The 22,933-nt window shown below is 69.1% G+C and carries 15 protein-coding genes and 2 pseudogenes; 5 read left to right on the top strand and 12 right to left on the bottom strand.

All coding sequences use genetic code 11. The annotated features are described in order from the left end of the window. Nucleotides 1–194: 194 nt before the first annotated feature. The 8 genes and pseudogenes from mtnA to smc all read right to left on the bottom strand — a co-directional run bounded on the left by mtnA (nt 195) and on the right by smc (nt 11,036). Entirely contained in the window at nt 195–1,253 is a 1,059-nt protein-coding gene (mtnA, locus tag ABIE51_RS08910; RefSeq protein WP_192630451.1) for an S-methyl-5-thioribose-1-phosphate isomerase, read from the bottom strand. An 81-nt stretch (nt 1,254–1,334) separates the two neighbouring features. Continuing rightward, nucleotides 1,335–2,117, bottom strand: coding sequence for a DUF3011 domain-containing protein (locus ABIE51_RS08905; protein WP_192630450.1), 783 nt, complete (start codon nt 2,115–2,117; stop codon nt 1,335–1,337). Between the two features lie 90 nt (nt 2,118–2,207). Beyond that, on the bottom strand, nt 2,208–2,930 hold the full coding sequence (locus tag ABIE51_RS08900) for a DUF3011 domain-containing protein (protein WP_192630449.1): 723 nt from the start codon (nt 2,928–2,930) through the stop codon (nt 2,208–2,210). A gap of 86 nt (nt 2,931–3,016) precedes the next feature. Beyond that, a complete protein-coding gene (epmA, locus tag ABIE51_RS08895) occupies nt 3,017–3,988 on the bottom strand; it encodes an EF-P lysine aminoacylase EpmA (RefSeq protein WP_502913272.1) in 972 nt (323 codons plus the stop codon). Between the two features lie 4 nt (nt 3,989–3,992). Beyond that, nucleotides 3,993–4,238 (bottom strand): annotated as a pseudogene (locus tag ABIE51_RS19345) (BRCT domain-containing protein); the annotation flags it as partial. Between the two features lie 182 nt (nt 4,239–4,420). Then, nucleotides 4,421–6,344, bottom strand: a pseudogene (ligA, locus tag ABIE51_RS08890) (NAD-dependent DNA ligase LigA); the annotation flags it as partial. Between the two features lie 317 nt (nt 6,345–6,661). Next, nucleotides 6,662–7,408: a cell division protein ZipA gene (gene zipA / locus ABIE51_RS08885; protein ID WP_192630446.1), complete on the bottom strand. Its 747-nt coding sequence runs from the start codon at nt 7,406–7,408 to the stop codon at nt 6,662–6,664. Between the two features lie 124 nt (nt 7,409–7,532). Then, on the bottom strand, nt 7,533–11,036 hold the full coding sequence (smc, locus tag ABIE51_RS08880; protein WP_192630445.1) for a chromosome segregation protein SMC: 3,504 nt from the start codon (nt 11,034–11,036) through the stop codon (nt 7,533–7,535). Nucleotides 11,037–11,279: 243 nt separating this feature from the next. Between smc and ABIE51_RS08875 the strand changes: the two genes are divergently transcribed. After that, the gene (locus ABIE51_RS08875; protein ID WP_192630444.1) at nt 11,280–12,446 is read left to right on the top strand and encodes a mechanosensitive ion channel family protein; all 1,167 of its coding nucleotides are present in this window, start codon (nt 11,280–11,282) and stop codon (nt 12,444–12,446) included. 3 nt (nt 12,447–12,449) lie between these two features. Here the strand turns inward: ABIE51_RS08875 and ABIE51_RS08870 are convergent, their stop codons facing one another. Beyond that, nucleotides 12,450–13,550, bottom strand: a complete 1,101-nt coding sequence (locus ABIE51_RS08870) for an ABC transporter ATP-binding protein (protein ID WP_192630443.1) — start codon at nt 13,548–13,550, stop codon at nt 12,450–12,452. Nucleotides 13,551–13,907: 357 nt separating this feature from the next. Between ABIE51_RS08870 and glk the strand changes: the two genes are divergently transcribed. Then, complete coding sequence (glk, locus tag ABIE51_RS08865) at nt 13,908–14,897, top strand: glucokinase (protein ID WP_354503871.1); 990 nt, start codon at nt 13,908–13,910, stop codon at nt 14,895–14,897. A gap of 120 nt (nt 14,898–15,017) precedes the next feature. After that, on the top strand, nt 15,018–15,683 hold the full coding sequence (gene pgl, locus ABIE51_RS08860; protein WP_354503869.1) for a 6-phosphogluconolactonase: 666 nt from the start codon (nt 15,018–15,020) through the stop codon (nt 15,681–15,683). A 15-nt stretch (nt 15,684–15,698) separates the two neighbouring features. Here pgl and ABIE51_RS08855 read toward each other — a convergent pair whose 3' ends face one another. Next, nucleotides 15,699–16,109, bottom strand: coding sequence for a hypothetical protein (locus tag ABIE51_RS08855; protein ID WP_192630441.1), 411 nt, complete (start codon nt 16,107–16,109; stop codon nt 15,699–15,701). A 215-nt stretch (nt 16,110–16,324) separates the two neighbouring features. After that, on the bottom strand, nt 16,325–17,263 hold the full coding sequence (locus tag ABIE51_RS08850; RefSeq protein WP_115840604.1) for an AraC family transcriptional regulator: 939 nt from the start codon (nt 17,261–17,263) through the stop codon (nt 16,325–16,327). A 283-nt stretch (nt 17,264–17,546) separates the two neighbouring features. Between ABIE51_RS08850 and ABIE51_RS08845 the strand changes: the two genes are divergently transcribed. Then, complete coding sequence (locus tag ABIE51_RS08845; RefSeq protein WP_192630440.1) at nt 17,547–20,756, top strand: efflux RND transporter permease subunit; 3,210 nt, start codon at nt 17,547–17,549, stop codon at nt 20,754–20,756. Next, entirely contained in the window at nt 20,753–21,892 is a 1,140-nt protein-coding gene (locus ABIE51_RS08840) for an efflux RND transporter periplasmic adaptor subunit (RefSeq protein WP_192630439.1), read from the top strand. The genes ABIE51_RS08845 and ABIE51_RS08840 overlap by 4 nt, the downstream gene beginning before the upstream one ends. Nucleotides 21,893–21,898: 6 nt before the next feature. Here the strand turns inward: ABIE51_RS08840 and ABIE51_RS08835 are convergent, their stop codons facing one another. Continuing rightward, on the bottom strand, nt 21,899–22,852 hold the full coding sequence (locus tag ABIE51_RS08835; RefSeq protein ID WP_192630438.1) for a GAF domain-containing protein: 954 nt from the start codon (nt 22,850–22,852) through the stop codon (nt 21,899–21,901). Between the last annotated feature and the right edge of the window lie 81 nt (nt 22,853–22,933).

Raw genomic sequence — 22,933 nt, 5'->3', positions numbered from 1 at the left:
CACCCGAATCCCGGCCAGAAACAATGACTTGCGAGGGAATCCGGCGGGTTTTCCGCGATATTTGCGCGGGATCGTTCAGCACAGGCATGCAGGCACGGCGCGACGGCCGCACCGAATCCTCGACCGGCCGTGCGGAGGGTGTCGCGTTGACCGCTCCTTGCGGCTCCTTCCCGGCGGGTGCGGAGCCGGCAATGTCAGCCGAATGCCGCCTTCATCGACGCCTCGTCCGGCCGCTCGATCACGCCGCGCTCGGTCACGATGGCGTCGATCAGTTCGTGCGGCGTGACGTCGAACACCGGGTTCCAGGCGCCGATCTCGTCGGCCGCCGTGCGCACGCCACCGACGGCGAACAGCTCGCCGGGGTCGCGTTCCTCGATGTGGATCGCATCGCCGGACGGGGTTTCCATGTCGACCGTGGACGACGGCGCCACCACCATGAACTTCAGGCCGTGGTGGCGCGCGGCGATCGCGAGCTGGTAGGTGCCGATCTTGTTGGCGGTGTCGCCGTTGGCGCAGATGCGGTCGGCGCCGACGACCACCCACTGCACGTCGCCGGAGCGCATCAGGTGCGAGGCGGCGGAGTCGGCGATCAGCGTCGGCGAGATGCCGTCCTGCTGCAGTTCCCACACCGTCAGGCGCGCGCCTTGCAGCCACGGGCGAGTTTCGCCGGCAAACACCTTGTCGATGCGGCCTTCGGCCACGCCGGCGCGAATCACGCCAAGCGCGGTGCCGAAGCCGGCGGTCGCGAGCGAGCCGGTGTTGCAGTGGGTCAGCACGCCGCTGCCCGGCGGAATCAGCGCGGCACCGAGCGCGCCCATGCGACGGTTGGCGGCGAGGTCTTCGTCCGCGATGGCCTGCGCTTCGCGTTCGAGGACCTCGCGCCAGTCCGCGCCGGCGGCGGCAAGCGCACGGCGCATGCGCGCCAAGGCCCAGGCAAGGTTCACCGCGGTCGGGCGCGCGGCGTTGAGGCGCTGCAGCGCCGGTTCGAGTCGGGCGGCGGCGTCGCGGCCGTCATTGGCCTCGACCGTGCGCGATGCGAGCACCACGCCCCACGCTGCGGCGATGCCGATGGCCGGCGCGCCGCGGACGGTGAGCGCATGGATCGCCTCGGCGACGGCGTCGCTGTCGGCGCAGGTGACGTACTCGACCACGAACGGCAGCTTGCGCTGGTCCAGCAGTTCCAGGGCCTGCCCGGTCCAGCGGATCGGACGGATGCGGTCGTAGAGGTCGAAATCGATGGCGGTGGTATTCATGCGGCGAGTTTACAGGCCGCAGGTTTCAGGGCGGGAAACGGGCCCTCGCGCCCGCTTCCCGCACCAGCCACGTCGCAGGGTTCACCGCACCTGGAAGTCGGCGCGGCAGCCGTTGCTCACCCAGATGCCGTCGCGATCCCAGCCCCAGCTGCGGCCTTCGATGCATGCGGATTTGGACTTCTGCTGCACCATGCGCGCGTCGCGGCGGATGGTGACGTTGCAGCGGCGCTGGCGGTTGTCGTCGGAACCGCAGTAGAGCGTCTGCGCGGGGCCGCCACCGTTCCAGCCGCCACCGCCGTGACCGCCGCCGTTACCGCCATTCCAGCCGCCGCCGTGCCCGCCACCGTAGCCGGCGGCGAACTCGGCGCGGCAGCCGTTGTTCACCCACACGAAGCCGCGACCGACGCCCCAGCTGCGGCCTTCGACGCAGGCCGACTTGGAGTACTGACGGACCAGTCGCGCATCGCGGCCGTCGATGGCGCACTGCTGGTATCGGTTGTCGTTGGAATCGCAGCGCACGGTGCGGCCATCGCCACCACCGCCGCCACCCCAACCACCACCCCAACCGCCGCCGCCGAGCGCGAACTCGGCGCGGCACCCGTTGTTGACCCAGATTCCCGTCCGGTCGTAGCCCCAGCTGCGGCCTTCGACGCAGGACGATTTCGATACCTGCCGCAGCAGCCGCACACCGCCGCGCGTATCGGCGGCGCAGCGCTGCAACCGGTTGTCGTTGGAATCGCAGCGCACGGCCCGGTCGGAACCGTAACGCTGCGCATCGACCTGCGCGTGCGCGGCCTGCGCCGACAGCACGCCGGCGGCGATCACGGAGAAGAACCCAAGAACCTTGAGCGAATGCGCGAACATCGAAGCCCCCTTCGTGCGATGCGAGTTTTTCTCAGACTAACCAGCGAGGCTTAACGGGGACCGCACCGGAACGGTCCCGCCCGCGGTTATTCAGCCGTTGGAAGGTTGCGGCTTCTGGTGGATCTCGAACTCGGCGCGGCAGCCGTCCTCGACCCAGATGCCGTTGTCGTCCACGCCCCAGCTGCGGCCTTCGATGCAGGCGGCGCGGGAAAGCTGGCGGAACACGCGCACGCCGCCCTTGGTATCGATCGGGCAATGGCGCGGACGCTTCTCGACCGAATCGCAGCGCACGATCTCGCGCGGCGCTTCGTTGGCGACGTCGACCATCATGCGGAACTCGGCCCGGCAACCGCCGGACACCCACACGCCTCGCGCATCGGCGCCCCAGTTCTGGCCGCGCATGCAGGGGTTCTTCGAAAGCTGGCGCACCAGTTCGACGCCGGCCCGCGTTTCAGCCGGACAATGCGTCCAGCGGTTGCCCTTGGATTCGCAGCGCATCACGCGCGAACCGCTGCCGCTGCCGACGGTGCCGCCGTAGCCGAGCACGAAATCGGCGCGGCAACCGTCCTTCACCCAGACGCCCGCCGCGCTCACGCCCCAGGTCTTGTTCTCGTCGCAATCGGTGCGCGAGAGCGTGCGCAGCAGGCGGACGCCACCGCGCACATCGGCCGGGCAGATGTTGTCCTCGCCGTCCTTGGATTCGCAGCGCAGGATGCGGTCGCCGTAGAAACGTCCGCCCTCTTCCTGCGCGAACGCCTCAGGCGCGAACACCACACATGCCGCAAGCAACGTCGAGACCGCCAAGCTGCGCATCATGCACCCCTGTCTTCCAGACGCCACTGTATCGGGTCCGTGCGTAAACGGGCATCAAGGACGGGGACGATCCTGGAAGTGCGACCTCAGGCACGCGCGAAGTCGAAGGCCAGCACATCGGCGATGCGGCCGGTGCCGAGCATCGCCATCATCAGGCGGTCCATGCCCAGCGCGACGCCGGCGCACGCGGGGAACCCCGCCGACAGCGCCTCCAGCAGGCGTTCGTCGCGCGGCGGTGCGATGTCGCCACGCCCGCGGCGCACCTCCCGGTCCCGATCGAATCGCGCGCCCTGCTCGGCCCCGTCGGCCAGTTCGTGATACCCGTTGGCAAGCTCGAGCGGCCCAAGGTACAGCTCGAACCGCTCTGCGACGGGCACTTCGCCCGGGCGGATGCGAGCCAGCGCGCACTGCGAGGCCGGGTAGTCGTATACGGCCAGAAGTTCGTCGGGATCGAACGACGGCTGCAGCCGGTGCGTCATCAGCAGGTCGAGCCAGTCGTCGCGCGTCAGGCCCGTCGGGTCGATGACGACCTCGCCCAGCGCCGCGCGCAGTTGTTCGTCGTCAGCCGTCTCAACGTCGATGCCGAGCCGCTGCCGATACAGCTCGTGGTACGCGATGCGCGAGAGCGTCGCCGTCCGGCCGACCAGCGCCAGCGCGGCCTGCACCAACGCGGTGGTTTCGTCGACCAGACGCGTGTGGTCCCAGCCAAGCCGGTACCACTCCAGCATGGTGAACTCCGGATTGTGGCGACCGCCCGCTTCGCCGTCGCGGAACACGCGCCCGAGTTCGTAGCAATCGCCGAAGCCCGCGGCGAGCAACCGCTTCAACGGATATTCCGGCGACGTGCGCAGCCAGCGCGTGCGCGGCGCGCCGTCGGTGCGGCCGCTGAATTCCAGGTGGAACGACGCGATGTTCGGGTCGGTATTGCCGGCCACCGACATCACCGGCGTTTCCACTTCGACCACGCCGCGCTCAGCGAAGAAGGCACGCACGGTCGCGTTGAGCCGCGCGCGCAACCGCAGTGCGTCGAACGATGCCGAAGGTTGCCAGTCGCTCACGCGCTCAGCCTCCATGCTGCGCGAGGAACGCCAGCAGCTTCGCTTCGTCCCAGATGTCCACGCCCAGTTCCGTCGCCTTGTCGAGCTTGGAACCGGCCGCCTCGCCCGCGACGACGAAACTGGTCTTCTTCGACACGCTGCCGGCGACCTTCGCGCCGAGCGCTTCCAGCTTCGCCTTCGCCTCGTCGCGGCTCATGGCCGACAAGGTACCGGTGAGCACGGCGGTCTGGCCGTCGAGCGGACCGGCCGCGGCGACCTCGCCTTCGGGCGTCAGCGACAACAGCGTCGCCAGTGATTCCCCGCCGCGACCGAGCAGTCGCGCGTGTTCCTCGTCTTCCAGCCATTCGGCCAGCGACATGGCCGTGTCGTTCGGCAGGCCGGCGGTGACGAAGTTGTGCTGTGGCGCGTCGAGCAATGCCTGCACGTTCGGGAACGCGCTCGCCAATTGGTCGGCGCGGATCTTCGTGATCTTCGGGATTTCCAGGTCGACCAGCAGCGTCGCCACATCCAGGCCGTCGCGCAGCTTCGCGTTGGGCGCATGCGTGTCGTTGATGGTCACGCCGCGCGCGAGCAGGTCGTCGATCACCTGCTGGTTGCCGGGCTGGTCGAAGAAATGCCCGATCGCGCGGGCCACTTCGCCGCCGACGTCGGGCACGCGCTTGAACAGCGGCCACGGCAGGCGGCGGATCAGCGCGATGTCGCCGAACCACGCCGCCAGCGCCTTCGCCGTGCTCTCGCCGACATGCTGGATGCCGAGCGCGTAGAGGAAGCGCTCCAGCGTGGTGGTGCGGCTGTGGTCGATCGCGGCGATGAGGTTTTCGGCCCACTTCGTGGCGACCTTGCCGGACTTGACGGTCTCCGGCGTCGTCCCGTCGCGCTCGTCGGCTCGGCGCTTCATTTCCAGCAAGTCGTCGAGTTCGAGCTTGTACAGGTCGGCGACCGATTGGAGGTAGCCGAGGTCGGACAGATCCTCGATGAAGCGCTCGCCCAGGCCTTCAATGTCCATCGCGCGACGCGACGCGAAGTGGCGGATCGCTTCCTTGCGCTGCGCGGCGCAGGTGAGTTCGCCCGAGCAGCGCCACACCGCTTCGCCTTCCTCGCGGACGATCTCCGAACCGCACACGGGGCACTGCATGGGCATCTGCCACTGCGGTGCGTGCGGATCGCGGTATTCGGGCACGACACGCACGATCTCGGGAATCACGTCGCCGGCGCGACGCACGATGACCGTATCGCCGATGCGCACGTCCAGTCGCGCGATCTGGTCGGCGTTGTGCAGCGTCGCGTTGGTCACGACGACGCCGGCGACCTGCACCGGTTTCAGGCGCGCAACAGGCGTCGCGGCGCCGGTGCGGCCGATCTGGATGTCGATGCCTTCCAGCACCGTCGATTGCTCCTGCGCCGGGAACTTGTGCGCGATGGCCCAGCGCGGCGCGCGCGAGACGAAGCCCATTTCGCGCTGGCCTTCGTAGTCGTCGAGCTTGTAGACGACGCCGTCGATGTCGAACGGCAGCGATTCGCGCTGCTTGCCGATGGCGCTGTAGTAGCCGAGCAAACCTTCGGCGCCGGCCACGACGTCGTTGAGCCCGCTCACCGGGAAGCCCCACTCGCGCAGCTTAGCCAGCGTCTGCGAATGCGTCGGCGGCAGTTCCGCACCTTCGACGACGCCCACGGCGTACGCGTAGAACGCGAGCGGGCGCTGCGCGGTGATGCGCGGATCGAGCTGGCGCAGCGAACCGGCGGCGCCGTTGCGCGGGTTGGCGAGGACCTTACCGCCTGCCGATACCGCGCGCTCGTTGTACTTCCTGAACGCCTCCAGCGGCATGTAGACCTCGCCGCGCACTTCCAGCACGGCCGGCCAACCGGAACCGCGCATCTGCAGCGGGATCGCCTTGATCGTGCGCAGGTTCGCCGTGACGTCCTCGCCCGTCGCACCATCGCCGCGCGTGGCGCCCTGCACGAAGCGGCCGTTCTCGTAACGCAGGCTGATGGCCAGGCCATCGAGCTTGGGTTCGACCGAGAACTTCGGTGCGCGGCGACCGAGTTTTTCCTCGATGCGACGCTCGAAATCGGCCACTTCCTCGTCGGTGAAGGCATTGCCGAGCGAGAGCATCGGAATCGCATGGCGCACTTCGGCGAACGTGCCGCTTGGCGCGATGCCGACGCGCTGCGTGGGCGAATCGGGCGTCACCAACTCCGGATGTTCGGCTTCCAGCGATTGCAGTTCGCGCAGCAGCTGGTCGAACTCGGCATCGGGAATCGCCGGATCGTCGAGCACGTAATAGCGATAGTTGGCGTCGTCGATGCGCTGGCGCAGTTCGGCGATGCGATCGGCGGGAGTCTGGGTCTTGGCCACGTGCAGTCCTTCGGCCGTTGCACGGCGGGGGCGTAGGTAGTGTGCGGGTGAGGATGTGAGGACGGAAGCCTCGAGAGCGCATCTCGGCGGTGCGCGGATCCTTCGATGACACCGTCATCCCGGCGAAAGCCGGGACCTAGGCTGTCTTGCTTGCAGCAATCGCTGGGCTCGCGTATCGGCGAAGACGCTGCCGCGTAGTGGCCTTCAGCTGGAGCGATCGTCAGTGCACCTCACGCCCCAACCCTCACCCCAACCCCTCTCCCGGAGGAGAGGGGCTCAAGTCGTCATCGCGTTGAACGCAATGAGGAGGCTCGCAATCACCAGCGCGCCGGCTTCGTCAGCGGCGGCGCTTCGCGCTGGCGGTCGTAGGCACGCAGTTCGTCGCGGATGTGGGCGATGCGCTGGCGGCCGAGCGCGTTGCGCTGTTCGTCCAGGACGACGCCGTCGAGCAGTTCGGCCATGCGCTGCGCGGTGGGCAGCATGGTTTCCCATGCGTCGAGCGCGTTGACCGGCGCGGGCAGCGTGAGGAAGAACGCGATGGCCGGCGTTTCCATCGACTGGATGTTCGCCATGTCGAAGCTGCCGGGCTTCATGATGTTGGCGACGCTGAACACCGGGCCGCGATCGGGATGGTTCTCGACCAGGCGGTGGAACACACCCATGTAGCCGTAGACCAGACCGGCCTTCTCGGCGGCGACGACGATGTCCGGGCCATGCAGTTTCTGCCCGGCGCGCGCGGCCAGGTACAGGGTCACGATCTTGTCGAATTCCTCGCTGACGCGACGGCCCAGCTCGCTGTTGGCGCCACCTTCGAGCGCGCGGTCGAACAGTTCCAGCTCGGCCTGCGAGGTCGAGCCGCCGGCGGATCCGCCCTGCGCGAGGTCGCGTTCGATCTGCTCGCCCAGCGTCGGTTCCTGGCGCGGCGCGCCGGACGAGGCGGCCGCCTCGCGCGGTACGCGCTTGCCCTGCCCCGGCTTTCGCGGCCGGCCGAAGAAGACGATGGCGGCGACGAGGATCAGGCCGGCGATCAGGATGCCGATCCGCAGCAGGGTCACGTCGGACATTCGTTTGCTCCTAGGAAGCCGTGATTCGTGATTCGTGAATTGTGATTCGGGAAAGCGCGCGGCGCCGGCTTTTGCGGTTGGCAATCACGAATGCCGAATCACGAATCACGAATCACGGATTTTGTTACGCCACGCCCGCCAGGCGCGAGGCCTCGGCCAGGTCCACCGACACCAGGCGGCTGACACCCGGCTCGCGCATGGTCACGCCGGAGAGCTGGTGCGCGGCTTCCATCGTCGCCTTGTTGTGGGTGACGAAGAGGAACTGTACCGCCTCGCTCATCTCGCTGACCATCTGCGCGAGGCGGCCGACGTTGGCTTCGTCCAGCGGCGCGTCGACCTCGTCGAGCAGGCAGAACGGCGCGGGATTGAGGCGGAAGATCGCGAACACCAGCGCCACGGCCGTCATCGCCTTCTCGCCGCCGGACAGCAGCGAGATGTTCGACACGCGCTTGCCCGGCGGGCGCGCCATGATCGACACGCCGGTGTCGAGCAGGTCCTCGCCGGTGAGTTCGAGGTACGCGTGGCCGCCACCGAACAGGCGCGGATACAGCTCCTGCACGCCGGAATTGACGCGGTCGAAGGTGTCCTTGAAGCGGCCGCGGGTTTCGCGGTCGATCTTGCGGATCGCCTCTTCCAGCGTTTCCAGCGCGGTGGTGAGGTCGGTGTTCTGCGCGTCGAGGTAGTCCTTGCGCTGTTCGGCCTCGGCATGTTCGGCGATGGCGGCGAGGTTCACCGGCTCCAGGCGGCGCAGCTTGCCGTCCAGTTCGGACACCGTGCGCTCCCACACCTGCGGGTTCATGTCGTCGGTGAGCGTGTTGACCACGTCCTCCAGCACGAAGCCCGCCTCGACCACGGCCGCGGCGAGCTGTTCGGCCTTGAGCACCAGCGCCTGCTGTTCCAGGCGGCGCTGGCCGATGGCCTCGCGCTGCTGGATCGCCTGGTCGTCGCGCTGGTGGCGGACCTGTTCGAAGCGGCGCAGGTCGTTGTCGATGCCGTCCAACGTGGTCCGCGCGATGGTGAGGTTCTGCTCGGTCAGCACGCGCTGTTCGAGCGCGACCTGCCGCTGTTCTTCCAGCGTCGAGACCGGGTCGTCGCCCTCCGCCAGTTGCAGCGAGAGTTCTTCCAGCCGCGTGTCGAGCTGGCCGCGCTGCCCGACCATGCGCGAGACCGCCTGCTCCAGCGCGGCGATCTGCGTGCGCTGGGATTCCAGCGTGAGCGCCAGCGCGTGGGCGGCGTCGCGCGTTTCGCGGGCGATGTTGCGGGCCTGGTCGCGCGCGTCGGTCATCGAACGGCGTTCGCCTTCCAAAGCCTGGCGTGCGTCTTCCAGCTCGGTCATGCGCATCACCGCCTCTTCCTGGCGGTTGCGCGCCTCGCGGGCCTGGTCCTGCGCGGCTTCGAGGTTTTGCGCAAGCTGCGCCAGTTCCGCGTCGATCTTCTCGATGCGCGAACGCGCGTTGTCGAGGCGGCCCTGCTGGCTCTGCAGCTGGCCGGCGATTTCCGAGACGCTGCGATGCGCCATGTACAGCGTGCGCTGCGCGTCCTCGCGCTGCTGCTCGGCGGCGAGCGTGCGGTCGCGCAGCTGCACCTGCAGCGATTCGAGTTCCTTTTCGCGCGCGAGCAGCGTTTCGATCTCGCCGCGCAGCGTCTGGATCTCGCGTTCGCGCAGCAACGCGCCCTGCTGTGCGGCGCCGGAGCGCAGCACGCGGACCCAGCCGGCGCCCAGGCGTTCGCCCGTGCGCGTGATGACCGATTCGCCCTCGCCCAGGGTCGGCAGCAGCGCGCGCGCCGCGGTGAGGTCCTCGGCGGCATGCAGGCGCGCGAGGATGCGGCGGATCGCGATCGGGCCGCGCACCTTCGAGGCAAGCGACGTCGGTGCGAACTGCACGGCGTCGTTCTGCGGATCGACCAGCGCCAGGCGGCCTTCGCCCAGTTCGCCGATGGCTTCCACCAGCGTTTCCGGCGATTCGACCAGCACGCCTTCGATCATCTGGCCGAGCGCGCTTTCCACCGCGTTTTCCCAGCCGGCATCGACGTCGAGCGCCTCGCCCACGCGCGTGGCCGAATCGAGCCCGCGCGCCTTGAGCCAGCCCAGCGCGGCGCCCTGCTCCTGGCCCAGCGCGGCGTGCTGCAGGGTCTCCAGCGACGACAGGCGGCCACGTGCGGCCTGCGCCTGCTTGCGCGCCTCGGCCAGTTCGGACTGCGTGGAACGCTGCTGTTCCTGCAGTTCGGCCAGCGCGGCTTTGCGGGTCTCCAACTCCTCGGTGAGGCTGTCGATGGAGAACTTCTGCGTCTCGTGCTTTTCCTGCAGCTCGGCGAACGCATCCGACAGCGCGCTCAGGTCGAGGCCGGAGCGTTCGTTGCCGAGCGATTCGCGACGGCGATCGGCTTCCAGGACCTGACGGTCCAGATGCTCGATGCGCGTGCGTTCGACGTCGGCGGCACGCGAGGCTTCGGCCTGCGCGCGGCTGTGCGCTTCCCAGCGCTGCTGCCAGTCGGTCAGCGCGGCTTCGGCTTCGCGCAGCGCATCCTGGCGCAGGACGTCTTCCTCTCGCAGCTGCTCCAGGCGCGGCTCGGCTTCGGCCACCGCTTCGCGCAAAACGTCGAGCTTGGACTGGTCGCTGCCCATGTGCTGGCCCAGCTCGGCCAGCGCGGTCATCGCCTCGTCGCGCGCCTTGTTCAGGCGGTTGGCCATCTCGCGCTGGTGCTGGATCTGCTGTTCGATGCGCGCCAGCGTGCCGCTGACCTCGTAGCTGGCGGCCTGCGCCTTGTTGAGCGCCTCGGCGGCTTCCTCGCGCTTCACGCGGCCGGTTTCGATCTCTCGCTCGGCCTCGCGCTGTTCGGCAATGAGCTGCTGCAGGCGCGTTTCCTGCTGGGCGAGCTTCTCGCGCTGGCCCTGCAGCTTCTGATCGAGCGCGCGATGTTCCAGCGCCTTCCACTCGGCGTCCTTGATCTTCCGCTCGGCCTGGATCGCCTGGTACTGCTCGGCCTGGCGCGCCTGGCGCTTGAGGTGTTCGAGCTGCTTGCCGACTTCCTCGCGCAGGTCGTTCAGGCGGTCCAGGTTCTCGCGCGTGTGGCGGATGCGCGTTTCGGTTTCCTTGCGGCGTTCCTTGTACTTGGAGATGCCGGCGGCTTCCTCCAGGTAGACACGCAGTTCCTCGGGCTTGGCCTCGATGACCTGCGAGATCATGCCCTGCTCGATGATCGAGTAGCTGCGCGGGCCCAGGCCGGTGCCGAGGAACAGGTCGGTGATGTCGCGGCGGCGGCACTTGGCGCCGTTAAGGTAGTACTGGTTGCTGCCGTCGCGGCTGACGGTGCGCTTGACCGAGATCTCGTTGAACGCCGCGTACTCACCGGTGATGGTGTGGTCGGAGTTGTCGAAGATCAGCTCGACCATCGCCTGCGACACGGGCTTGCGGGCGGAGGAGCCGGCGAAGATGACGTCGGTCAGCGAATCGCCACGCAGGCGGCTGGCCGAGCTTTCGCCCATCACCCAGCGCACGGCGTCGATGATGTTGGACTTGCCGCAGCCGTTCGGACCGACGATGCCGGTCATGTTGGTCGGCAGGTGCAGCGTGGTCGGATCGACGAAGGATTTGAAGCCGGACAGCTTGATCGTGGACAGACGCATGCGTCGATGTGTTCTCGGGCTCGATGCGTGTCGCCGGACCGCGCGCGCATCCTCGTGAGGTGGATGACGTATCTACGCTAACTGCTTGATCGGTATAGCGAAGCATCGGCGTTTATGCCGAATGACGAAAGAGTATAGCGAGGCCGGACGGCCCTGCGGGCCGGATCGCCGCTCCGTGGACGCCCCCGGTGGGACGGCCGACAGGTCGACGCGGCATTTACGGCGCCGCTGCGAGGCTGGGGCATGGATCGAGGTTTCTGGGAGCAGGCGGGCGCGATCGCGTGGCCGTTGACGATCGCGCTGGTGCTGGGCCTGCTGGTCCATCGCGCCCTGCTAGCCCTGTCGCGCCGGGCCGACGCCCACGCCGCCACCCGGATGCGGGCTCGCATCACGCAGATCATCGCCCTGCCCGCCGCGGTCGCGCTGCCGCTCGTCTTCCTGAGCGTGGCGGTGCGCGCCGTGCCGCTTCCCGAAGACTGGCTGGACCGGATCCAGCACTGGCTGGGCGTCGGGACCCTGCTGTGCTTCACGTGGCTGGTGGTCCGGGCGATCGGCGCGATCGAACGGCGGATCCTGCGCCAGAACCCCGTCGAGGTCGCAGACAACCTCGAAGCCCGCCGCATCCAGACCCAGACGCGCGTGCTCAGCCGCATCGCCCAGGGCGTGGCGATCCTCGCCGGCGTCTCGATCGCGCTGATGACGTTCCCTGCCATCCGCCAGATCGGCACGACGCTGCTCGCATCGGCCGGCATCATCGGCCTGGTGGCGGGCATCGCCGCCAAGCCGGTGTTCGGCAACCTCATCGCCGGGCTGCAGATCGCCGTGGCACAGCCGATCCGCCTGGACGACGTCGTCATCGTGCAGGGCGAATGGGGCCGCATCGAGGAAATCGACAGCACGTATGTCGTCGTGCGCATCTGGGACGAGCGCCGCCTCGTGGTGCCGCTGCAATGGTTCATCGAGAACCCGTTCGAGAACTGGACGCGGACCACCTCGCAGCTGCTCGGCACCGCCTTCCTTTGGCTCGACTACCGCACGCCGATGGCCGAGGTACGCAAGGCGCTGCAGCACATCTGCGAGACCGACGAGCGCTGGGACGGCCGCGTATGCGTCGCGCAGATCACCGACTCGGACCAGTCGACGCTGCAGGTGCGATTGCTGGTGAGCGCGCGCAATTCCGGCGACCTGTTCGACCTGCGCTGCGCCGTGCGCGAACGGATGATCGAGTTCCTCAACGCCTCGCATCCCTATGCGCTGCCGCGCGTGCGCGTGGCGCGGGCGATCCGCGCGGCGGGCGATTCGGAATCGCGGCAGGCAGGACCGCGCGAAATCGGCGAGCAGACGACCTCGCCCGGTGCGGAAGACGTCAACGACGCCGACGTCGCGCGCGCGGCCGCGCAGCCCGAGTGAGGCCTACGCCCGCAGGCTGCGTCCACTCTCCGGATCGAAGTAGTGCATGTGCTCGGGGTTGTGCCCCAGATACACCGTGTCGCCGGGACCGGGCAGGTTGCGCGGAGGCAGGCGGACGACGAGCTCGCCGCCACCGCAGGCAAGGTTGAGGAAGGCTTCGTTGCCGATGGGTTCGACGGTTTCCACGCGCGCCTGCAGTTGCCCCGCGCCGGGTGCGGCGAGCGAGAGATCTTCCGGGCGCAGGCCGACGGTGAGCCGCTTGCCGGCAAAACCACGCAGGACCGCCCGCAGCTCGGCTTCTGGCTGCAGCGGAAGTTCGACGCCGTCCGCGAGCCGCAAGGCGAGATCGTCTCCGCGCTGCACGACCTCGCCTTCGAGCAGGTTCATCTTCGGGCTGCCCAGGAACGTCGCCACGAACAGGTTCGCCGGCCGGTTGTACAGCGCCATCGGCGTGTCGATCTGCTGGATGCGGCCCTTGTCCAGCACGACGATGCGCTGCCCGAGCGTCATCGCTTCGACCTGGTCGTGCGTGACGTAGATCATCGTCGTGCCGAGCTTGCGATGCAGGCGCGCGATCTCCACGCGCGTGGACGCACGCAGCTTGGCGTCAAGATTCGACAGCGGTTCGTCGAGCAGGAACACCTGCGGCTGTCGCACCAGCGCGCGGCCGAGCGCGACGCGCTGGCGCTGTCCGCCCGACAGCGCTGCCGGCTTGCGATCCAGCAGCGATTCCAGTTCGAGCATCTGCGCCGATTCGGTCACGCGGCGCGCGATGTCGTCCTTCGACGCGCCGCGCAGCTTCAAGCCGAAACCGAGGTTCTCGGCCACGGTCATGTGCGGATACAGCGCGTAGCTCTGGAAGACCATCGCGATGTCGCGATCCTTCGGCGCCACGTCGTTGACCACGCGATCGCCGATGCGCAATTCGCCGGCGGTGATGGTTTCCAGCCCCGCGATCATGCGCAGCAGCGTCGACTTGCCGCAGCCCGACGGGCCGACCAGCACCAGCAGTTCGCCGTCGCCGATGTCGAAGGTCGCGTCGTCCACGCCGACGAAGCCGTTGGGATAGACCTTGCGCAGACGATCCAGCGTGACCTTCGCCATTGAGTTCCTCGGGTGTGTCCCTGCGGTCGAGCGGGACGGCGCTCGCATTCTGTTGGTTCCGGCGATGCAAATGGCGCCGGGCTTCGTTATCCTGCCATGTAACCGTTTTCATGCCTATCGCGCGGCCTTCATGGGGCCACGGACCCGACGGTCGCGCACGGTTTGGCGGACGGGATCCGCTGCCCTTCCCTCCCACGGCAGCGGGTCCCGCCGCTCTTCTGGGAACGACGTGCGCGGCGGGGTCTGATTTCGTATTCAGTCGCGACAGGCCGGCGCCGGTACATCGCCCACGGAGACAGGCACGCGGCGGTCCATTACGCTGCGGCCTTTCTGCGTTTACCCCACCGCGGTGATCCCTTGAGCGAGACCTTCCAGACCGACAGCCACGCCCTGCTCGCCGACATCGGCGGCACCAATGCGCGCTTCGCGCTCGCGCGTCGCGATGCGGTCGACCCGTTGCTGATGGACAGCGTGCGCGAATTCGCCGTCGCCGATTTCCCCTCGCTGGCCGACGCCGCGCGCCATTACCTCGACACGACCGGCGCCATCGCGACGACCGGCGTGTTCGCCGTGGCCGGCCGCGTGGATGGCGACGAGGCGCGCATCACCAACCATCCGTGGGTGATCTCCGCCGTGCGCACCGGCGAACAACTCGGCCTGGGGTCGCTGCGCCTGGTTAACGATTTCGCCGCGCAGGCGATGGGCGCCTCGCTGCTGCGTCCGCAGGACGTGGTGCCGGTCGGCGGCATCGGCTGGAGCGGCCACGACGCCGTGGACCGCACCTTCGCCATCATCGGTGCCGGTACGGGCCTGGGCGTGGGCGGGCTGCTGCGACGCGGCGGCCGCTACTTCCCGCTGCAGACCGAGGGCGGCCACGTCAGCTTCGCGCCGAACTCGCCGGAGGAAATCGAGATCCTGGTGCAGATGTCGGCCGAGTTCGGCCGCGTGTCGAACGAACGCCTCGTCAGCGGCCAGGGCCTGGTGAACCTGCATCGCGCCCTGAGCAACATCGCCGGCGAGGATCCGGGTCCGCTGAAACCGTCGGACATCACCGCGCGCGCGAAGGAAGGCGACGAACGCAGCCTGCGCACGATCGACGTGTTCTGCGCGGTGTTCGGCGCGGCCGCGGGCGACCTGGTCCTGACGCTCGGCGCATGGGACGGCGTGTTCCTCACCGGCGGCCTCGTACCGAAGCTGTTGCCATCGATCGCGCATTCGGCCTTCCGCCAGCGCTTCGAGTACAAGGGCCGGTTCTCGCCGGTGATGGCACGCATCCCGACGCTGGCGGTGGTGCATCCGCAACCGGGGCTGCTCGGCGCCGCCGCGCTCGCGCAGGACGTCGCCTAGCGCCACACGTGGCCTTGAAGTGGGCTGTGCGAGGATCCGGCGAATGGCCGATCGCTCGCCCCAGCCGGTGCCCGAAACCGCCGCGACCTACACGTTCCACGCCCACACGCGAACCGCGAGGTGTGGACCTGGGCGGCGGCGGTGTCGATCGCCGCGGAACTGCGCCGCGAGCTGATCGTCCAGCCACGTGCGCGCCTGCTGCTCTCCGGCGGCGGCACGCCGGGGCCGGTCTACCGGGCGCTATCGCAGGCGCCGCTGGACTGGGAGCGCGTGGACGTCGGCCTCGTCGACGAGCGCTGGCTGCTGCCCGACGACCCCGACAGCAACGCGTGGCTGGTGCACCACGAATTCCTGCGCGACCACGCCGCCGTCGCGCGCTTCGAACCGATGACGCAGGCCGGCCGCAACCTCGAAGGCGCGGTCGCGACCGCCAACGCGCACGCGCGCCGCGAAGCGACCGTCGCGGTGTTCGGCATGGGCGAGGACGGGCATACGGCGTCGCTGTTCCCCGGCATGGCCAACGCCGAGCGCGTCCTAACCAGCCCGCGCGACTACGTCGCCGTGGACGCGCACGGCTGCCCCGGCGCGCAGCGATGGCCGCGCCGCATCAGCCTCACCCCGCACGGCATGAAGCGCATCGCGCACCGGTTGCTGCTCATCCAGGGTGCGCGAAAGCGCGCGGTGTTCGAAGAGGCGATCGCCTCCGGCGACGTGCAACGCTGGCCCGTGCTGGCGACACTGGAAAGCTCGTACGGCACGCCGCTCGACGTGCACTGGTGCGCGTGAGGTTCGGCGTTCGGATCAACCCTGGGCTTCGATCGACGCTTCGCTGCTGGCCACATGCACTGCGTCCTTCGACCTGATTTGCGCATCGCGCAGCAGGCGCCGCGCCACGAGCAGGTTCTTCAGCGGCAGCACCAGTCCGGATTCGAACGGACTGAGGATCACCGTCGTCACCAGCACGGGCACCAGGCCGACGGTTCGTGCGCGCGGATCGAGCGCGCGGCAGAGCCGGTGTGCGCGCACGGTGTAGAACAGCACCGGCGGAACCGTCACCAGCGTAAGCAGCACCGAGGCCTTCAGGCCGTCCTGACGCCACTGCAATGCGGTCGCGGTGCACATGATGGCGAACCACACCACGTGCAGCACATAGGTGCGGATCAATGCCGTGCGCGTGCGGGCGAGTTGCTGCAGGAGGGCATCGCGATCCATGCGTGCGCGGGTCCGGTGGGAACGCGGCCACTGTAGCCCGGGCGTGCGGGGCGGTGCCAAGGCACGTCGGTGCTCTGCCCTCATCCGCCTGCCGGCACCTTCTCCCGCAGGCGGGAGAAGGGTCGCGCTTCCGCCGTGCTCCCATTGGGAAGCGCTGTTCGCAGATCCGAGTTTTTGCAGATTTGAATGACTAATCGGCGCCGCCGCGACGAAGGCTAGACCTGCGGCACGCCGCGCGAACGTCCAACTTCCGATCGCGGGGGCGCGCCGAACAGGCGCTTGTATTCGCGGCTGAACTGCGACGGGCTTTCGTAGCCGACGTGGCGCGCGGCCGACAGCGCTTCCATGCCGCCGGCCATCATCAGCCGCCGCGCTTCGTGCAGGCGCAAGTGTTTCTGGAACTGCAGCGGCGACATCGTCGTCACCGCCTTGAACTGGTGGTGGAACGAGGACGTGCTCATGTGCACGGTGCGTGCGAGCTCGTCGATGCTCAGCGGTTGCAGGTAGTCCTCGCGCAGCCGCGCGACGGCGCGCGCGATGCGGCTGGAGCGCGTGTCCTTCGTCGCCAGCGCACGCAGGCGATGGCCGAGTTCTCCCGTCAGGACGCGATAGAGGATCTCGCGTCGCGCCATCGCGCCGAGCACCGGCAGGTCATCCGGCGTATCGAGCAGGCGCATCAGGCGAAGCACGGCGTCCATAAGCGGTGCGTTGACGCGCGCCGCGTAGAGGCCCAGATCAAGGCCCTGCGCGACGTCGGGCGACGCGGGCTGCGGCAGCCCGGACTGCGCGATGAGCGCGGCCACGTCGTCCGGGTCGATATCCAGGCGAAGGCACAGGTAGGGCTCGTCCGGCGTGGCCTCGATCACCTGCCCCGTCACCGGCAGGGTCACCGACACGACCAGGTAGTTGAGCGGGTTGTAGACGTAGGTCTGGCCGGCGAGCGTCGCCGTCTTGCTGCCCTGCGCCACGATCACCAGCCGCGGCTCGTACACGACCGGCGTGCAGGCGGTGGGACCGCTCAGGCGGACCAGGCTGAGCGGCGGGAACGCGGTCGCGTGGACGCCGTCGCCCGGTGTCGATCGGGCAATCCGCTGCGCGAGTTCCGGCAAGGCGGCGCAACCGGGGCGATCGTTCGGGGAATCGATGGAAGGCATTGGAGTTCCGGGGAGTTGCAGCCATTCCGGGAGGCGGTCCGATTATGACTTCCGGGCTATGCCGAAGCTTGCCGATCGTGCCGGCTCGCGACGGATTTGCAGGATCGGGCAATGATCCAGCAGCAATGGACTATCGCATGCCTCCGCCCGGGACTACCGTACGCAGGACACGGAACGCCCCGCGCCGACCCGCCCTGCACGCCCGCTTACGCGCGGCCGCGGGGCCATCGGGTGTGCGGCCTTCCCTCCCCCGACGCTTCGCCCAGCACAGGCCGGCCACCCGATGTGGATTGTCCAGTACGCCCTGAGCCGCCGATACACCATCGGCGTGCTCGCGATCCTGATCCTGCTGTTCGGCACGCTCGCCGCACGGCGCATGCCGACCGACATCCTCCCGGAGGTCGGCATCCCGTCGGTCAACCTGGTCTGGACCTATAACGGCCTGCCCGCCGCCGACATGGCCGCCAAGCTCACCTCGTTCTCCGAGGTGGCGATCATGAACACCGTCGACGACCTGAAAGAGGTCCGGTCCGACACGATCAACGGCGCGAGCATCGTGCGCATCGACTTCCAACCGAACGTGAGCCTGGACCGCGCGCTCGGCCAGATCACGTCGGTGTCGCAGACGATCCTGCGCCGCATGCCGCCGGGCACGTCGCCGCCGCTGGTGATCCGCAACAACGTCTCGTCCACGCCGGTGCTGATGCTGGTGCTGTCGTCGGACTCGCTCACCGAGGCGCAGCTGTACGACTACGCGCGCCTGCAGCTGCGCTCGCAGATCCAGACCATCCCCGGCATCCGCATGTCGCTGCCCTACGGCGGCGCGGCGCGGCAGATCATGGTCGACCTCAATCCCGCCGCGCTGCAGACCTACGGTCTGACGCCGGCCGATGTCACCGGCGCGCTGGAACGCGGCAGCCCGACGCTGCCGTCCGGTTCCATCCGCGAGAACGCGCGCGAGATGCAGATCTCGCTCGATTCCAGCCCGGCGACGGCGGCGGATTTCCTCGACATCCCCGTCGCGTCGCGCAACGGCACGCTGGTGTACGTGCGCGACATCGCCTCCGTGCGCGACGGCGGCGCGCTGCAGACCAACGTCGCGCGCATGGACGGTTCCAGCGCGGTCGCGGTGGCGCTGATCAAGCTCGGCAACGCCTCGGCGGTGGAACTGGTGCGTTCGGTGCGCGAACGCCTGCCGGAAATCGAAGCCTCCGCGCCGCCGGGCACGCGCATCCAGCCGATCTTCGACCAGTCGGTGTTCGTCGACAACGCCATCGGTTCGATCCGCCACGAGGCGCTGCTGGTCGGCCTGCTCGTCGCGCTGGTCGTGCTGGTGTTCATCGGATCGTGGCGCTCGAGCCTGATCGTGCTGTCGGCCATTCCGCTGGCGCTGCTGGCGTCGGTCGCGATGCTCAGCCTGCTGGGCTACACGTTCAACGTGATGACGCTGGGCGGCCTGGCGCTCGCCATCGGCATCCTGGTGGACAACGCGGTGGTGGACGTGGAGAACACCAACCGCAACATCGCGCTCGGAAAGGACGTGCGCACCGCGATCCTCGACAGCGCCAAGGAAGTGGTGTTCCCGGAGATGGTCTCGACCATCGCCATCTGCATCGTGCTCACGCCGATCCTGCTGATGACGGGCCTGTCGGCATGGGTGTTCACGCCGCTCGCGCTGGCGGTGATCTTCGCGATGCTCGCGTCCTTCCTGCTGTCGCGAACGCTGATCCCGGTGCTGTGCTACCTGCTGCTGCCGGCCGACATCCAGTCGCGCGCGAACCCGCGCTGGGCGCCGGAGAAGGCCCTGCTGAAGATCAACCACGCGGTCGAACATCGCCTCGATGCGCTGCGCGACAAGCACCACGCGCTGCTGGTGAAGCTCGGCCACCACGGCGGCGTGCTCGCCATCGCCGCGCTGCTCGTCATCGCCCTGGGTGGCGTGTCGGCGGTGTCGCTGGGACGCGAGTACTTCCCGCACGTCGACGCGGGCCAGTTGCGCTTCCAGGTGCGCTTCCCGTCCGGCACGCGACTGGAGCAGACCGCCGCGCGCGTGACCGACATCCAGCGTGAGATCCGCAAGATCGTGCCGCCGGACGAACTGCAGACGGTCTACGAGCAGATCGGCGTGCCCGACGCGGTGAACCTGTCGCTGGTCGACAGCGCCGTGGTGGGTTCGTTCGAAGCGGAGATCATGCTGCAGCTGAAGACGCCGCACGGTCCGAGCCACGAATACCTGTCGCGGATCCGCCACGCCATCGCCGAGAAATTCCCCGACGTGAAGATGTTCGAGCGCCCCCCGGACGCGACCAGCCGCACGCTGGCGGGCTCGGCCGCCGCGGCGTTCGAAGTGCGCATCATCGGCCGCGACAGCGCGGGCAACCTCGCGCTCGCACGCGAGATCGAACAGCGCCTGCACCGGGTGCCGGGCGCGGTGGACGTCGCGCTGCGCCAAGTGCTCGACCTGCCCGAATACCAGGTGCACATCGACCGCACGCGCGCGGCGCAGCTCGGCCTTGATGCGCAGCAGGCCAGCCGCGCGGTGCTCGCCGTGCTCGGCTCGGCCGGCACGGTGTCGCCGGTGTACTGGACCGACACCGTCAACGCGCTCGCCTACACCGTGCAGGTACAGGCGCCGCCGGTGAACATGACCAGCATCGACGAGCTGCTCAACGCGCCGCTGCGCATCGGCAGCGACGGACAGGCGGTGCTGCTGCGGAACATCGCGACGGTCACGCCGCGGCAAGTTCCGGCGAGCCTTGCGCGCACCACGCTCGCGCCGACGATCAGCGTGCTGGCGAACGTGGAAGGCACGGACCTCGGTTCGGTCCACGACGCGCTGACCGGCATCACCAAGCAGCTGGAATCGCGCCTTAAGCCGGGCAACCGCATCGAGATCGTCGGCCAGGCCGGCGAGATGCAGAGCGCGTACGGCGAACTCGCCGCGGGCCTGCTGATGTCGGCCGCGCTCGTCTTCCTCGTGCTGGTGGTGAACTTCCAGTCGTGGATCCAGCCGCTGGTGGCGATGTCGGGCCTGCCGATCGCCATCGCCGGCGCCGCCATCGGCCTGTTCGTCACCGGCACGCCGCTGAGCGTCCCGGCGCTGATGGGCGTGATGATGGTGATCGGCGTATCCACCGCGAACTCGGTGCTGGTCACCAGCTTCGCGCGCGGACTGGTCGCCGACGGCCACGACCCCGAACTTGCCGCGTACGAATCCGCCGCGGTGCGCCTGCGCCCGGTTCTGATGACGGCGAGCGCGATGGTGCTGGGCATCATCCCGATGGCGCTGGGCCTGGGCGAAGGCGGCGAACAGAACGCGCCGCTCGGCCGCGCCGTCATCGGCGGCCTGCTGTTCGGCACGCCCGCCACGCTGATCCTCGTTCCGTCCATCCTTGCCGTGCTCGGCCGCCGCATGCCGGCCGCCGCGCGTCACGCCGCCCATCCCGACGACACCCCCGGCACCGCAGACGCCGAGGCAGGAGCCACGCCATGACGACCGCCCCCTCCCACGCGCGCATCACCACGCGGGGCGCGACCTTCACCCTGACCGCGCTCTGGGTCGCGCTCGCGCTGTCGGGCTGCAACCGCAGCTCGGCCGAGCCCACGCCGTCGCAGTCGGTTCCCGACGTGCTCACGGTGCAAGCCAAGCCCGCCGACGCCGCGTTCGAACTGCGCCTGCCCGCGCGTGCGCTGGCCGGCGAATCGGCGCAGCTCTATCCGCGTGCGACCGGCTTCGTCAGCGAACGCCGCGTCGACCTCGGCGACAAGGTCGTCGCCGGCCAGGTGCTGGCCGTGATCTCCGCGCCGGAATCCGACCAGGCGGTCCGCGAAGCCGCCGCCGTGCTCGCGCAGGCGAAAGCGGACCAGGAACTGGCGAAGGTGAACTACGACCGCGCGCAGGTGTTGATCGGTTCGGGCGCGATCTCGAAGGAGCTCTACAGCGATCGCAAGGCGAACTTCGACGTCGCCGTGGCCGCGCGTGGCGCCGCCGAGGCACGTCTGGCGGCCGCACGCGAACGCCAGGGTTTCCAGACCGTGCGCGCGCCGTTCTCCGGCGTGGTGGTCGCGCGCAACGTCGAACGCGGCGATCGCGTGGTGGGCGATGTCGCCAGCGCGCAGCCGATGTTCGAGGTGAACGCGCTCGATCCGCTGCGCGTGGTCGTCGACGTCCCGCAGAACGTGGCGCTGCAGATCCAGCCGGGCGTCGAAGGCGACGTCACCTTCCCCGAGCTGCCGGGCCAGACGTTCAAGGCGCAGGTCGTGCGCAGCGCGCAGGCGATCTCGCGCGATGCCGGCGTGATGCGCACCGAGTTGCGCCTGCCCAATCCCGACAGCCGCATCCCCGCCGGCATGGTCGGCAGCGTCGCGCTGCACCTCACGCGTGCGGTGCCGGCGATCGTGGTGCCGGTGTCGACCGTCGTGCAGCGCGGCACGGTGGCGCAGGTGGCGACGGTGCAGGACGGCAAGCTCGCCTTCCACGACGTCACGCTCGGCCGCAACCTCGGCAACGACATCGAAGTGCTGTCGGGCGTCGCGGCGAACGACACCGTCGTGCTCGCGCCGAACGCACTGCTTACCGACGGCAGCGCGGTCAACGCCAAACCGATGGCGCCGGCGAAGAAGCAGTAATCGGGTTCAGGCCGGCGACTCGCCGGCCGCGTCCTTCTGGCGGCTCAGGTCGGCTTCGGCGCGCAGGAACACCGCGCCGAGCGCTTCGTCGCCGTGCGTCGAAACCGCGCTGCCCACGAGCACCGCCAACCCGCTCTGCGAAGGTTCCGCCGCGGCGACGGCCAGCAGCGCGTCCAGACGCGCTTCGCCCGCATCGCCCATCAGTACGGCGACGAACTCCGCGCTTTCGCTCACGCGGTTCACGCGATCGCCGGCCTCCAGGTCCATGCAGGCTTCGAAGCGCGATTCCAGCGCCGCCAACGCCTTGTCGACGGTGCGCTCGCCACTGCTTTCCACCGCGGCCGCGTAGCGCTGCACTTCCAGGATGGCGATGCGGTAGTTCTCCTTCGCCTTCGCTTCCGGCTCCGGCTGCGGCGCGCGCGGCGGGTCGAGCGCGGCGCGGACTTCGTCCTGGTAGCGGCGCGCATGCCCGTCCAGCAGGCCCATCGCGATGCGGCCCAGCGAATGCAGCCACTCGCGCTGTTCTCCGTCGAGCGTGCGCGGCTGGCGGTCGACGATGCACAACGTGCCGATCGCCTGCCCGTCGGCGGTCGTGAGCGGCATGCTCGCGTAAAAGCGGGCGCGCACCTCGCCGATCACGATCGGAAGGAACGCGAAGCGGGGATCGCGCGCGAGGTCGCTCACTTCCATCAGCTCGCCCGGCTGCAGGATCGCGTGCGCGCAGACCGCGACGTTGCGCGGTGTTTCGTGCTCGGCCAGGCCGACGCGCGCCTTGAACCACTGGCGTTCGCGATCGATCAGCGACAACAGCGCGATCGGTGCGCCGCACAGGTGCGCGGCGGCGCGGACCAGATCGTCGTAGACCGTCTCGGTGGGGGTGTCGACCACGTGGTAGCGGTCCAGCGCGTGCTGGCGCGCACGCTCGTCGGCTGGAAGAACGCGTTGGGGGATCCGGGCCAAGGGCCGCACTTCATGCTGCGGAGGCTCGAACGTTGCCGCAGCGAAGGTCCAGACGGCGTCAACGCGACGCCGCCCAGCCCG

Origin of the sequence: Lysobacter sp. OAE881, assembly GCF_040546665.1 — a bacterium.
In the GTDB taxonomy this organism is placed as follows: Bacteria; Pseudomonadota; Gammaproteobacteria; order Xanthomonadales; family Xanthomonadaceae; genus Lysobacter_J; species Lysobacter_J soli.
The sequence above is the reverse complement of the archived record's forward strand: the minus strand, read 5'-3'. Positions and strand labels throughout refer to the sequence as shown.